Source organism: Kitasatospora sp. NPDC059648 (assembly GCF_042734825.1).
GTDB lineage: Bacteria > Actinomycetota > Actinomycetes > Streptomycetales > Streptomycetaceae > Kitasatospora.
Window position 1 is genome coordinate 118283 of sequence record NZ_JBHWDU010000007.1, and the last position, 12912, is coordinate 131194.

General features: G+C 72.6%; 11 protein-coding genes. 4 read left to right on the forward strand and 7 right to left on the reverse strand.

The window, feature by feature from the left end; translation table 11 throughout:
- Positions 1-2: 2 nt before the first annotated feature.
- From ACFV1W_RS07175 to ACFV1W_RS07185, 3 genes are read right to left on the reverse strand one after another with little or no spacing between them, the layout of a single operon-like run.
- A complete protein-coding gene (locus ACFV1W_RS07175) occupies positions 3-1259 on the reverse strand; it encodes a beta-ketoacyl-[acyl-carrier-protein] synthase family protein (RefSeq protein WP_380413891.1) in 1257 nt (418 codons plus the stop codon).
- The gene (locus ACFV1W_RS07180) at positions 1256-1681 is read right to left on the reverse strand and encodes a cupin domain-containing protein (protein WP_380413893.1); all 426 of its coding nucleotides are present in this window, start codon (positions 1679-1681) and stop codon (positions 1256-1258) included. Before ACFV1W_RS07180 ends, ACFV1W_RS07175 begins: the two co-directional genes overlap by 4 nt.
- Positions 1682-1715: 34 nt before the next feature.
- Positions 1716-2882 (reverse strand): SchA/CurD-like domain-containing protein, encoded by a 1167-nt coding sequence (locus ACFV1W_RS07185; RefSeq protein WP_380413894.1) that lies wholly within the window; start codon positions 2880-2882, stop codon positions 1716-1718.
- Between the two features lie 304 nt (positions 2883-3186).
- On the opposite strand from ACFV1W_RS07185, the gene ACFV1W_RS07190 reads away from it, so the two are divergent.
- Positions 3187-4812: an FAD-dependent oxidoreductase gene (locus tag ACFV1W_RS07190; RefSeq protein ID WP_380413895.1), complete on the forward strand. Its 1626-nt coding sequence runs from the start codon at positions 3187-3189 to the stop codon at positions 4810-4812.
- A 92-nt stretch (positions 4813-4904) separates the two neighbouring features.
- Here ACFV1W_RS07190 and ACFV1W_RS07195 read toward each other — a convergent pair whose 3' ends face one another.
- Positions 4905-6563: an APC family permease gene (locus ACFV1W_RS07195; RefSeq protein ID WP_380413897.1), complete on the reverse strand. Its 1659-nt coding sequence runs from the start codon at positions 6561-6563 to the stop codon at positions 4905-4907.
- Positions 6564-6872: 309 nt separating this feature from the next.
- The gene (locus tag ACFV1W_RS07200; RefSeq protein ID WP_380413898.1) at positions 6873-7817 is read right to left on the reverse strand and encodes a serine/threonine dehydratase; all 945 of its coding nucleotides are present in this window, start codon (positions 7815-7817) and stop codon (positions 6873-6875) included.
- 261 nt (positions 7818-8078) lie between these two features.
- Between ACFV1W_RS07200 and ACFV1W_RS07205 the strand changes: the two genes are divergently transcribed.
- Both ACFV1W_RS07205 and ACFV1W_RS07210 read left to right on the forward strand, forming a co-directional pair.
- On the forward strand, positions 8079-8933 hold the full coding sequence (locus tag ACFV1W_RS07205; RefSeq protein ID WP_380413900.1) for a DMT family transporter: 855 nt from the start codon (positions 8079-8081) through the stop codon (positions 8931-8933).
- 121 nt (positions 8934-9054) lie between these two features.
- Positions 9055-9315: a hypothetical protein gene (locus ACFV1W_RS07210; RefSeq protein ID WP_380413902.1), complete on the forward strand. Its 261-nt coding sequence runs from the start codon at positions 9055-9057 to the stop codon at positions 9313-9315.
- A gap of 208 nt (positions 9316-9523) precedes the next feature.
- Here ACFV1W_RS07210 and ACFV1W_RS07215 read toward each other — a convergent pair whose 3' ends face one another.
- Both ACFV1W_RS07215 and ACFV1W_RS07220 read right to left on the reverse strand, forming a co-directional pair.
- A complete protein-coding gene (locus ACFV1W_RS07215; RefSeq protein WP_380413904.1) occupies positions 9524-9853 on the reverse strand; it encodes a hypothetical protein in 330 nt (109 codons plus the stop codon).
- On the reverse strand, positions 9850-10173 hold the full coding sequence (locus ACFV1W_RS07220) for an SAV_915 family protein (RefSeq protein WP_380413906.1): 324 nt from the start codon (positions 10171-10173) through the stop codon (positions 9850-9852). Before ACFV1W_RS07220 ends, ACFV1W_RS07215 begins: the two co-directional genes overlap by 4 nt.
- 399 nt (positions 10174-10572) lie before the next feature.
- Between ACFV1W_RS07220 and ACFV1W_RS07225 the strand changes: the two genes are divergently transcribed.
- Entirely contained in the window at positions 10573-12792 is a 2220-nt protein-coding gene (locus tag ACFV1W_RS07225) for an NADP-dependent isocitrate dehydrogenase (RefSeq protein WP_380413908.1), read from the forward strand.
- Positions 12793-12912 lie beyond the last annotated feature (120 nt).

Consider the following 12912-nt stretch of genomic DNA (forward strand, 5'->3'; position numbering starts at 1 on the left):
AATCACCCCGTTCTGTTGAGCACGACGGCGGACTGGAATCCGCCGAATCCGCTGCCGACCGAGAGGATGTGGCTCAGTGGCAGCTCGCGCGCGGTGCGCGGCACGTAGTCGAGATCACACTCCGGGTCCGGCGTCTCGTAGTTGGCGGTGGGCGGCACCACGCCGTGGGCCAGCGCCAGGGTGCAGGCGACCACCTCGATCGCGCCGATCGCGCCGAGCGAGTGCCCGACCATCGACTTGATCGAGCTCATCGGTGTCGTGAAGGCGTGGTCGCCCAGCGAGCGCTTGACCGCGGCGGTCTCGTGCCGGTCGTTCTGCTTGGTGCCCGAGCCGTGCGCGTTGACGTAGTCGACGTCGGTGCGGTTGACCCGGGCGTGGTCGAGCGCGTGGTCGATCGCCCGGGACATCTCCAGCCCCTCCTTGGTGAGGCCGGTCATGTGGTAGGCGTTGCCGAAGGTGGCGAAGCCCCCGACCTCGCCGTAGATCCGGGCGCCGCGGCGGCGGGCGTGCTCCAGCTCCTCCAGCACCAGGACGGCGCCGCCCTCGCCGAGGACGAAGCCGTCCCGGTGGGCGTCGAAGGGGCGGGAGGCGTGCGCCGGGTCGTCGTTGCGCTCGCTGGTGGCCTTGATGGCGTCGAAGCAGGCGACGGTGATCGGTGAGATCGGGGAATCGGAGGCGCCGGCGACGCAGATGTCGGCGCGCCCCTCCTCGACCGCCTGGAAGCCGTAGCCGATCGCGTCCAGGCCGGAGGTGCAGCCGGTGGAGACGGTCTGCACCGGGCCGTGCGCGCCGACCCGCTCGGCCACCGCGGAGGCCAGCGTGCTGGGCGCGAAGGCCCGGTGCAGCTGCGGCTCGGCCTGCCGGTGGTCCACGTCCCAGCGCGTACCGGTGGCGCTGACCAGGGCGTAGTCGTGCTCCAGCCGGGTGGTGCCGCCGACGGCGGTGCCCAGCGAGACGGCGATCCGCCACGGGTCCTCGGCGGCCAGGTCCAGCCCGGCGTCGGCGACCGCCTCGGCGGCCGCGACCATCGCGAACTGCACGTAGCGGTCGGCCCGTTGGACGTCCTCGGGGCTCAGCCCGTGGGCCTGCGGGTCGAAGTCGCACTCGGCCGCGATCCGGGAGCGGAACCCGGTCGGATCGAAGAGCGTGATGCCACGGGTGGCGGTGCGGCCGGCCGTCAGGAGGTCCCAGAAGGCCGGGATCCCGATCCCTCCGGGCGCGACCACACCGATCCCCGTGACGGCGACGCGCCGGGTCACGAGCCGACCTTGGCGTGTTCCGGCGGGCCGGAGGCCGCCGACTCCTCGGTGCTGACGTGGCCGAGGTCGGGGCGAGGGGCGAGCGGGCCGCAGTGGAAGACCATCCGGGCCTCGGTCTTGCCGACGTTGCGGAAGCGGTGGCGCATGTTGATCGGGATCATCAGGCCCTGGTCCGGCTTGAGCGGGTGTGCCTTCCCGTCCAGGTCCACCTCCAGGTCGCCGGAGACGACGAACACGAACTCCTCGGAGTACGGGTGGTAGTGCTCGTTGATCCGCTCCCCGGGCTTGATGATGGCCAGGCCCATGAAGCCGCTGGTCGCCCCGCAGCTGGGAGGGGTGAGCATGGTGCGCAGCTCGGCGCCGTGGCGGCGGTTCTCCGGGGCCTCGTCGACGTTGATGATCCTCGGGTACTGCGTGGTCATGGTGGTGTTCCTCCGGTGGGGGGTCGGCTGGGCGTCAGTCGCTCAGCGAGCTGCGGTCGGTGACCGGGCTCATGGCGCGGGCGGCGAGGAAGGCGCTCTGGCCCGCGACGGTGCGCAGATCGCCGGTCGGGCCGAGGTCCAGCAGCCCGGCCAGCTGGGCCGCCTCCTGGTCACCCGCCACACCGAGCGCGGCGGCCGGGTCGGCCTCGGCCGGCACCCGCAGGTCGACCAGGCGCACCACGGTGTCGTCGCGCTGGAAGACGGTGGCCGCCGCGACCGGGCCGGTCGGGTCGGCGGTGGCGAGGTTGTCGTGGTCGAAGAGCAGCTCCGCGAGGGCCTGCCCGCGGCCCGGGCGCACCGGGTAGAGCACGGCGTGCCGGTGCAGCCGGCCGGAGGCGGGGGAGCTGGCGATGGCCTGGTGCCGGGCGGGCAGCGCCGCCTTGGCGAAGAAGGCGCGGGCGGACTGCGGGTCGCCCAGCTGCCGGGCCTCCTCCAGGTACGGGTTGAGCTCCTCCTCGACGGCCCGCACCTCCGGCTGCATCGCCACGTGGCGCAGCGCGTCGCCCAGGTTGCCGACCACCTCGACGGCCCGCACCACCCGGTTGCCGTGCATGAACAGGGAGGTGCGGTGCAGCCTGGTGTGCTCGTCGACCTCGGCCTTGGGGGACGCGTAGGCGGACAGGATGCGGGCGACCTCGGCCTCGCTGCCGGGCTTGACCGTGAAGGTCAGCGCGTGGCGCACCACCCCGTCCGGGCCCGGCTCGGCCCTGGGCGGGCCGACGTGTCCGGCGGGCTCGCTGCGCGGCAGGCCCGGCGGCACCTCGATCGGTGCCCGGGTACCGGTGGAGCCGGCCGCCGAGGTCTGGCGCAGGACGGCGTAGCGCAGCGAACGGAAGTTGTCGCTGACGCAGCCGTGCATCGGCTTGACCATCTCGCGGTGGGCGGGACTGTCCACCCACTCCAGGAAGGCCTCCTGGTCCTCCCACTCGCTGGTGATCAGCCACTGGCGGGGGTCGTTGATGGACTGGCACAGCTGGTCGCTGACGTGGCCGGGCACCGCGGCCACCTGGTGGCGCAGCTGCTCGTAGACGTCGAGGAAACGCTGCTGGGCGCCGTCCTGGATCTCCAGCATCAGCACCACCCTCAGCCGGGTGTCGGACTCTTCGTGCTGCTTCGGCTGCGGTTCGGACAGAGTTGTCATGATCCACTTTCTGCTCTCGGTCGCTCGCGGCGGGCCCTTGACGGCCGCGTCCGGCGGGTGCTCCTGGCCTGGGGGAGGGGGTGCGGTGGCGGTCGGCCCGGGCAGTCGGCGCCAGGCCTGAGGTCGATCGTGAGCGGCCGACCGGGCGCGGCGCGAGATTTGCGGGCCATCCGGGCGAAGAGGCGGCACAGCCCCCCTCGGTCGGGGGATGGAAGAGCGGGGCCCCGGGCTGAGCGGGCCCGTCGAGGGCGGCGCCGAGCCCAGCTGCCGGGCCGCGGAATCCCAGTACAGGGTGGAGCAACTGATGAATCCGAAGGTTGACGACCGGGTGCCGGTCCTGATCGTGGGCGGCTCCCTGGTCGGGTTGTCGGCCTCGCTCTTCCTCGGCCGACTGGGTGTCAGGCACCTGCTGGTCGAGAAGCACGCAGACACCTCGCATCACCCGCGCGGACGAGGCAACAACGTCCGCACGATGGAGCTGTACCGGGTCGCCGGGATCGAACCGGCGATCCGCGAGGCGGCCTCGGTGCTCGCCCCGAACCACGGCATCCTCCAGACGCCCTCGCTGACCGGCGAGGAGCAGGAGTGGCTGTTCCGGGAGATCGACCCGGGCGGCAAGCTCGCCCGGTTCAGCCCCAGCCGCTGGTGCCTGTGCAGCCAGAACGACCTGGAGCCGGTGCTGCTGCGCGCGGCCCGGGAGCTCGGCGGCGACGTTCGCTTCGGCACCGAGCTGGTCTCCTTCGAGCAGGACGCCGACGGCGTCACCTCCCTGCTGCGCAGCCGGGAGACCGGCGAGGAACGGGTGGTGCGCTCGGAGTACCTGATCGCCGCGGACGGCCCGCGCAGTCCGGCCCGGGTCCGGCTCGGCATCGGCCAGACCGGCAAGGGCGAGCTGTTCCACAACGTCAGCATCACCTTCCGCTCCAAGCGGCTGGCCGAGGTGGTCGGCGACCGGCACTTCATCGCCTGCTACCTGACCAACCCGGAGGCGGACGGCGCGCTGCTGCCGGTGGACAACCAGACCGAGTGGGTCTTCCACGCGCCCTGGCACCCCGAGCAGGGCGAGCCGCTGGAGGCCTTCACCGACGAGCGCTGCGAGCGGCACATCCGCACCGCCGTCGGCCTGCCCGAACTGGACGTCGAGGTCACCGGCCGGGCCCCGTGGCACGCGGCCGAACGGGTCGCCGAACGGTACGGCGCCGGCCGGGTGTTCCTCGCCGGGGACGCCGCCCACGAGATGTCCCCGACTGGCGCCTTCGGTTCCAACACCGGTATCCAGGACGCCCACAACCTGGCCTGGAAGCTGGCCGCCGTGCTCTGCGGCTGGGCCGGGCCCGGTCTGCTGGAGACGTACGGGCAGGAGCGCCGTCCGGTCGCCCAGGTCACCAGCGAGCGCGCCTCGGCCCGCTCCGCCGAGCACAGCCACCCCGGCTACGCGGTGGTCCCGGGCGTCGGCCGGCAGGCCGGGGTTCTGGCCGTGGCGCTCGGCTACCGCTACCCGCGCGGCGCGGTGCTCGGCACCGACCCGGCGGGCGCCGTCGTCCCGGAGACCTTCGAGTCGAACGGCGAGCCGGGCAGCCGCGCCCCGCACCAGTGGCTGCTGCGCGCGGGCGTACGACTGTCCACGCTGGACCTCTACGAGCAGGCGATGGTGCTGCTCACCGGCCCCGAGGGCACGGCCTGGCAGGAGGGCGCCCGGCGGGCGGCCGACCGGCTGGCCGTCCCGCTGGACGCCTACCGGATCGGCGACGGCGCCGAGGACGACCTGGCCCCGGAGCCGGGCACGGACTTCGCCGCGCTGCACGGCCTGGGCCCGGGCGGCGCGCTGCTGGTGCGCCCGGACGGCTTCGTCGCCTGGCGTTCGCCGGGGCCGGCCGCCGACCCGGAGGCCGAGGTGGAGGCCGCGCTCCGGGCGGTACTGGACCTGTAGGGGCACGCACGGACGGGCCCGCCGGTCGACTCGGCGACCGGCGGGCCCGTCCCGTCAGGTTTCGATGATCAGGTGATCAGGTGATCAGGTGATCAGTGCCCGCCGGCGTCCACCACCTCGACGTCGGCGACCTCGCGCTCGATGTCCTCGGCCGGCAGGGCGACCCGGATCGCCCAGTAGTAGATGGCCAGCGAGAACACCGCCACGATCCCCATGTCGTACCACATCGGGATCCGACCGGTGCCGTCGCCGAAGCCGCCCTGCCAGGAGATCAGGCCGAGGCCCAGCAGGTAGACCGGCAGCCACTGGGCGGCCTTCCAGTTGAGCCGCGGCGCGTTCGGCAGGCGCTTCTTGATCGCGTACGCCGCGTAGCTGCCGAGCAGGGCGTAGCCGAGCACGATGGCGATGCCCAGGCGGGACAGGGTCTGCCAGCCGGACCAGTAGATGATCAGGCTGGAGACCACGAACGCGGCCGGGGAGATCACGCCGCCCATCGGCAGCCGGTAGGAGCGCTCACGGTCGGGCAGCCGGCGGCGCAGGGCGCCGAAGGCCAGCGGGGCGCCGGCGTACATCAGCACGCTGGCGGAGGTGATGAAGCCGACCAGCTCCTGCCAGCTGGGGAAGGGCAGGAAGCAGATCACGCCGGTCACGAAGGAGATGATCAGGCCGAACCACGGCACGCCGTTCTTGTCCAGCTGCTCGAACTTCTGCGGCGCGTAGCCGTTGCGGCTCAGGCCGTAGGAGATGCGCGAGGTGGAGGTGGTGTAGATCAGGCCGGTGCCGCCGGGGGAGATCACCGCGTCGACCTTCAGCACGTAGGACAGCCAGCCGAGGCCGACCAGCGTGGCCAGACCGGCGAAGGGGCCGTCGATGCCGGGGAAGTCGAGGTTCGCCCAGCCGTTGGCGAAGGCGCTGACCGGCAGCGCGCCGATGAAGACGACCTGCAGCAGGGTGTAGATCAGGGTGCCGATGGCGACCGAGCCGAGCACGGCGCGGGGGATGTCGCGCTTGGGGTTGCGGCTCTCACCGGCGATCTGGATGGCCTGCTCGAAGCCCAGCAGGGCGAAGATGATGCCGCTGGTGCTGATCGCGGCGAGCACGCCCTTGGCACCGAACGGGGCGAAGCCGTGCGAGGTGAAGTTGGAGCCGTGGAAGCTGGTGATCGCCAGCATGAAGATCGTGAACAGAGGAACGAAGATCTTCAGCCAGGTGGCGACGCTGTTGGTCCGGGCGAGGACCTTCACGCCGAGGAAATTGACCGCCACGAATACCGCCATCAGTACGGTCGCGACGATGAACCCGCTGGTGGTGAGGGTCTTGTCGGCGTTCAGCAGCCCGCCGGCCCAGGGCGTGTCCTTGGCGTAGTTGATCATGGCCTCGACCTCGATCGGTGCCACGGTGGCCGCTTGGAGCCAGGAGAACCAGCCGAAGGACATGCCGGCCAGGCCGCCGAATGCGTAGTGCGGGTAGCGAGCCGTGCCGCCCGAGACCGGGAAGAGTCCGCCGAGCTCGGCGTGCACGAGCGCGAGCAGCACGATCGCGACGGCGCCGATGCCCCAGGAGATGACGGCTGCCGGTCCGGCGGCGGTGACGGCGTTCTTCGCGCCGAAGAGCCAGCCGGAGCCGATGATCGAGCCGACCGAGGCCCACATGAGGCCGACGAGTCCGACGTGGCGCTTGAGCGACCGGTGGGCGGTCCCGGCGGTGCCGGAGCTCTGGCCGGGCGGCGAGATCTGGTTGAGGGAAGCCATGGGCGATCTCTCTGTGTGTGGGGGCTCCGGGGTTGGGCGGAGCGCGGAGAGTTGCCACACAGTAGGGCTATTCAGAGACCTCTGCACAGATTTCATTACTGAATGTTTACTTTCTTTGCCTGATATCCCCGCAGGTAGGAGGCATTCTGTTCAGTTGTCTGTTACGTGACTCGCCAGTAGGTCCGCCATCTGAGCGGGAATTGAGCTTTGCGATTCGATCAGGCACCATTGACCGCCCCGGGCATTTATGGGAATGACGGCCGCCGCATAGTCATTCCTCCGGTGCCCGGGGCCGGCCCTGACCGGGTGTCAGTTCACCAGGTCCGAGGGGTCGGTGTTGGCACCGCAGAGCAGCACGGCGACGCGCTCGCCCTCCACCCGGTCCAAGGCGGCCAGCGCGGTCGAGGCCGCGTACTCCACCGCGAGCCGGCGCTCCTCCCAGAGCCGGCGGCGGGCCGCCACGATGTCCCCGTCCTCCACCAGGACCGAGCGCACCCCCTCGTGCCCGGCCGATGCCCCGGCCGATGCCCCGGCCGCGTGCACGGCGAGCGCGGTGGCCCGGCGTGCGCCCAGCGCGTCCTGGGCCACCGAGGCCACCGGGACGTCCACCGGGTGCCCGGCCTCCAGCGCCGCGTTCAGAGCCCGGCTGCCGGACGGCTCCACCGCGACCACCCGCACCCCGTGCTCGCGGGCCGCGACCGCCACCCCGGCGAACAGTCCGCCGCCGCCCACCGACACCACCACCGTGTCCAGCCCGGGGACCCGGTCGCGGATCTCGTCCAGGACCGTCCCCGCACCCGCCGCGATCAGCGGGTGGTCGTACGCGTGCGAGGCCAACGCCCCACTGCCGGAAGCGAATTCCTCGCAGGCAGCCAGCGCCTCTGCGTACTCCCGGCCCACCAGCCGCACCTGCGCCCCGTACGATCGCAGCCGGTCCAGCTTCACCGGCGAGGCCGTCTCCGGCAGGAACACCGTGGCCCGGACGCCCAGTTCACGCGCGGCCCAGGCGCAGGCGAGCCCGGCGTTGCCGCCCGAGGCGATGGTCACCCCGGCCGGTGGCAGGGTGCCCGCCTCGGCATGGGCGAGCAGGAAGTTCTGCGCACCGCGCGCCTTGAAGCTGCCGGTGTGCTGCAGGAACTCCAGCGCCAGCCACGTCCTGCCGCCGTCGTCCCCCGGCGCCACCGCGACCGGCCGCACCCGCCCGGCGATCCGCCGCCCGGCGGCCTCCACCTGGTCGTACGTCAGCTGCTCCATCGTCGGCTCCTTCGCGTCGGGATGCGGACCGGGTCGTCCGGACCGACCGTAGTGCGACGGAAGGACCCCGAGGAGACCGCCGACGGGCGGGCGTAACCTGGACCCGTGCGTTTCGTGATCCTCCCGCCGCCGGTCCGCTAGCGGGCGGCCCACCCAGCTGAGACCCGGCCGAGCGGGAGGGCCCCGCCGGTTCCCGGGGCGATGGTCGCCGCCCGCGTACCCCGTGGACCAGAACCGGCGAACCATCGTGGAGTACGACGCATGACCTCGCACGCCGCCGTGCCGTTCCGGCACGGCCTGTTGTCCATCTCCGTTGCCGCCGTCGCCTGGGGAGCGGGCGGAGCGGTGGCCGCACTGCTGATGCGCACCAGCGGACTCGGCCCGGTGGCCGTCTCCTGCTGGCGCTTCGGCGTCGCGGCGCTCTGCCTGGCGCTGCTGCCCTCGGAGCGCCCTTCCGGGAAGCCCGGCTCCGCCGTGCTGACCGGCCTCGGGCTGGCCGTCAGCCAGTGCGCCTACTTCGGCTCGGTGCACTACGCGGGCCTCGGGCTGGGCACCCTGATCACCATCGGCGCCGGACCGGTGCTCACCAGCCTCGGTGCGCACCTGCTGCTCGGCGAACGCCTCACCCGGCGGTCGGCGGCGGCCGTCCTGCTCGCCCTCGGCGGGCTCGCCCTGCTCGTCGCCGCACCCGCCGCCGGGCCGCGCCCGGCACTCGGCGCCGCCCTGGCGGTGCTCGGGGGTGCCGGCCAGAGCGGACTCACCCTCTGGGCCCGCGGCGGTGGCTCGGCCCGCGCGAGTACGGGCGCCTTCACCACCGGACTGCTCTGCCTGCTGCCGTTCGCGGCGCTGCAGGGCCTGCTGCCGGCCGTCGGGCAGCCGGCGCTGACCGGCGGAGCCCTGCTCTTCCTCGGGACGGTGCCGACGCTGCTCGCCTACCGGTGGTACTTCAGCGGCCTGAGGGCCGTACCGGGCACCACCGCGTCGGTGCTGGTCCTGCTGGAGCCGGCCACCGCTGCGGTGATCGGCGTCCTCCTCCTCGGTGAGCCCTTCACCGCGGGAGCGGCGGCGGGCGCCGCACTGCTACTGGCCGCGATCGCGGCACTGACCCGGGCGTAAGGGGCCGAGAGGCCGGGGTGCGCCCGCGGCGGCGCCCCGGCCTCCGTGGGTTTGCCGGGCTGTGCACCCGCGCGGGCGAGCCGTGTTCGCCGGGCGCCCGCTCCCGTGCTGTCGTGGCGGCATGGAGATCTCACGCGCGGCCCGGGTGGCCGTCACGACCGCGACCGCCGTCATCCTCGCCGTGGGCGCCGTGGGCCCCGTAGCGCCGGCCGCGTACGCGGCGGCGAGCGGTCGGCGCGATGTCACCGCCGAGACCTGCCGGGCCGCGGGCGGGCACGTGGAGGGCAGCGGCTACTGCGTCGATGCGAGCGGCAAGGACGCCTGGGGCGCGGAGATCGACGGACAGGCGGTCAATCCGAACCCGCGCCCCGGTTTCGAGTGAGACGCGGCGAGAGCCGGCCTGTGGCGGTGTCCGGAACCGCCGCCCGGGGGCGGCGGGCGTCGGGCCCCGGGGGAGCGGGTGGAGGCGTCGCTGGTGGGCCTGCGGGGGTGCGGGCTGACCGTGACGGGTGCCGGAAGCGATGAGCGCTCCCGGCACCGGGCCCTGACCGGTGAGGGCCCGGCCCGGGGTACCGGGCCGGGCCTGGGGGTCACGGCACTGGCCGCAGGGTCACCGGGGCCGGGGTCAGGGCGCGCAGGACCAGGTCGATGCGGACCTTGGTGGCGCCCGCGCGGTGGAGGGCGGCGGAGACGGCCCGTAGTTCCTCCGGGCCGGTGCAGGCGAGGCGGAGCTCCAGGTCGGCGTCGCCGGCCAGGGCGAGCCCGCTCTGCACGGCGGGGAACTCCGCCGCGAGGCGGTCGAAGTCGAGCGGGACCGGTCCGTGGCTGATCCGGGCGATGGCGTGCAGGGCCCGGGCCTGCTCGGGGCGCCCCGGGGCGGGGGTGAAACCGTCCGGGACGAGGTGGAGGGGGGCGGTCACCGGGGCTGGAGCTGGGTGGCCGGGACCGGGGCCGGGGCGGGTGCGGCGGCGGGTGCCGTGGCGGGGGTGGGGACGGGCGGGGCGACCAGGCGGGGGTCGAGGACCAGGGTGTCGACGCCGAGCGGGCTGGTGAGGGTGCGCAGGGCGGGCTCGCCGAGTTCGGTGTAGGCCTGATCCGGCCCGAGGAGCGCGGCGAGGGCCTCGGGGCTGCTGAACCCCACCGCGCAGCGGCGGCCGTCGCGGGTGCGGAAGAGGCGGAGGGTGGTGGTGCTTCCGGTGGCGTTGGTGGTGACCGGAACGTGCCAGACGACGCGGGCCATGCGGATGCTCCCGGTTGGGTGGTGGTTGCTGCCGGAACTGCTCTGTCCTGACGCTAGGTCGGGTCGGGCCGCGCGTCGCCGGTCCTGACGCACCGTTGACCGAATGGGGTGGTGCATTGACGCACTCCTGACACCCGACTCATTCGATTGGACTACGCCTGTTCCCGGCGGGCCGAACATCGCTCGACGGGTTCCGGAACACCAGCCGACCGCCGCCTGACCGGGACGCTCCGGAGGCCCTCCGCTTGCCGCCCGGGCTCCCGAGGACCACGGTGGAGTCGGCCCTCCCGGCGCCCCGGATCCGACCGGCGCACGCTCCGGAGCGGGGGGAGGTGGAGCGAGGGGCCCGGGACGAGATATCTTGACGTCAAGACGTTGGAGACGTGAAGCGGAGTACCGATGACTGACTCGACCATCATCTATACGCACACCGACGAGGCTCCGGCCCTGGCGACCTACTCGTTCCTGCCGGTGGTCCAGGCGTACGCCTCGACGGCGGGTGTGCGGGTGGAGACCCGTGACATCTCCCTGGCCGGGCGGATCATCGCCAGCTTCCCGGAGCGTCTGACCGAGGCCCAGCGGATCGGCGACGCCCTGGCAGAGCTGGGTGAGCTCGCCAAGACCCCGAGCGCCAACATCATCAAGCTGCCGAACATCTCGGCCTCGGTGCCGCAGCTCAAGGCCGCCATCGCCGAGCTGCAGGGCCAGGGCTACGCCCTGCCGGACTACCCGGACGACCCGCGGACCGACGAGGACAAGGACGTCCGCGCCCGCTACGACAAGGTCAAGGGCAGCGCCGTCAACCCGGTCCTGCGCGAGGGCAACTCGGACCGCCGCGCCCCGCTGTCGGTCAAGAACTACGCCAAGACCCACCCGCACCGCATGGGTGCCTGGACCCCCGACTCCAAGACCAACGTCGCCACCATGAGCGGGAACGACTTCGCGAGCACCGAGAAGTCCGTGGTGGTCGAGGCGGACGGTGCCCTGCGCATCGAGCTGGTCGGCCAGGACGGCGCCACCACCGTGCTGCGCGAGAAGGTCCCGGTGCTGGCCGGCGAGGTCGTCGACGCCTCGGTGATGCGTGCCGCCGCCCTGAACGAGTTCCTGGCCGCCCAGGTCGCCCGCGCCAAGGCCGAGGGCGTGCTGTTCTCGGTGCACCTCAAGGCCACCATGATGAAGGTCTCCGACCCGATCATCTTCGGCCACGTGGTCCGCTCCTTCTTCCCGAAGACCTTCGCCGCGTACGGCGAGGCGCTGGCCGCCGCCGGCCTGAACCCGAACAACGGCCTGGGCGGCATCCTGGCCGGCCTCGACAAGCTGTCGAACGGCGCCGAGATCAAGGCCTCCTTCGACGCCGAGCTGGCCGAGGGCCCGGCCCTGGCCATGGTCGACTCCGACAAGGGCATCACCAACCTGCACGTGCCGAGCGACGTCATCGTCGACGCCTCGATGCCGGCCATGATCCGCACCTCCGGCCACATGTGGGGCCCGGACGGCCAGGAGGCCGACACCCTCGCCGTCCTGCCCGACCACAGCTACTCCGGCGTGTACCAGGCCGTCATCGACGACTGCCGCGCCAACGGCGCCCTGGACCCGGCCACCATCGGCTCGGTCCCGAACGTCGGCCTGATGGCCCAGAAGGCCGAGGAGTACGGCTCCCACGACAAGACCTTCGAGATCGAGGCCGCCGGCACCGTCCGCCTGGTCGACGCCGAGGGCAACGTGCTCCTGGAGCAGGCCGTGCAGCCGGGCGACATCTTCCGCGCCTGCCAGACCAAGGACCTGCCGATCCAGGACTGGGTCAAGCTGGCCGTCACCCGCGCCCGTGCCACCGGCGACCCGGCGGTGTTCTGGCTGGACGAGAACCGCGCCCACGACGCCGTGCTGATCGAGAAGGTCAAGACCTACCTGCCGGAGCACGACACGACCGGCCTGCAGATCGAGATCATGTCCCCGGTCGAGGCCACCAAGTTCTCGCTGGAGCGCATCCGCCGCGGCGAGAACACCATCTCGGTGACCGGCAACGTGCTGCGTGACTACCTGACCGACCTGTTCCCGATCCTGGAGCTGGGCACCAGCGCCAAGATGCTGTCGGTCGTCCCGCTGATGGCGGGCGGCGGCCTGTTCGAGACCGGCGCCGGCGGTTCCGCCCCGAAGCACGTCCAGCAGCTGGTCAAGGAGAACTACCTGCGCTGGGACAGCCTGGGCGAGTTCTTCGCGCTGGCCGCCAGCTTCGAGCAGCTCGCCACCAGCACCGGCAACGCCCGTGCCCAGGTGCTGGCCGACACCCTGGACCGCGCCACCGGCACCTTCCTCAACGAGGACAAGTCGCCGAGCCGCCGTCTCGGTGGCATCGACAACCGCGGCAGCCACTTCTACCTGGCCATGTACTGGGCCCAGGAGCTGGCCAAGCAGACCGCCGACGCCGAGCTGGCCCAGGCCTTCGACGGCCTGGCCAAGGCGCTGACCGAGCAGGAGAAGACCATCGTGGACGAGCTGATCGCCGTCCAGGGTGCGCCCGTCGACCTCGGTGGCTACTACCAGCCGGACCCGGCCAAGGCCGCGGCGGCGATGCGCCCGTCGAAGACCTTCAACGAGGCGATCGCCAGCCTGGCCTGACACCGGACGGGTTGAGAAACCGGCACCAGGAGGCCCCCGGGTCCTTCGGTTCTAACGGTCCTCGCAACACCCGCGATCTGCGGGAGTTGCGAGGACCGTGGGCGTTGAGCGTGATCTTGC

Coding starts and splice junctions, on each gene's coding strand:
- ACFV1W_RS07205 (WP_380413900.1), top strand. CDS start 8,079: ATGACCTCGCACGCCGCCGTGCCGTTCCGGCACGGCCTGTTGTCCATC.
- ACFV1W_RS07195 (WP_380413897.1), bottom strand. CDS start 6,563: ATGGCTTCCCTCAACCAGATCTCGCCGCCCGGCCAGAGCTCCGGCACC.
- ACFV1W_RS07220 (WP_380413906.1), bottom strand. CDS start 10,173: ATGGCCCGCGTCGTCTGGCACGTTCCGGTCACCACCAACGCCACCGGA.
- ACFV1W_RS07180 (WP_380413893.1), bottom strand. CDS start 1,681: ATGACCACGCAGTACCCGAGGATCATCAACGTCGACGAGGCCCCGGAG.
- ACFV1W_RS07185 (WP_380413894.1), bottom strand. CDS start 2,882: ATGACAACTCTGTCCGAACCGCAGCCGAAGCAGCACGAAGAGTCCGAC.
- ACFV1W_RS07210 (WP_380413902.1), top strand. CDS start 9,055: ATGGAGATCTCACGCGCGGCCCGGGTGGCCGTCACGACCGCGACCGCC.
- ACFV1W_RS07200 (WP_380413898.1), bottom strand. CDS start 7,817: ATGGAGCAGCTGACGTACGACCAGGTGGAGGCCGCCGGGCGGCGGATC.
- ACFV1W_RS07190 (WP_380413895.1), top strand. CDS start 3,187: ATGAATCCGAAGGTTGACGACCGGGTGCCGGTCCTGATCGTGGGCGGC.
- ACFV1W_RS07225 (WP_380413908.1), top strand. CDS start 10,573: ATGACTGACTCGACCATCATCTATACGCACACCGACGAGGCTCCGGCC.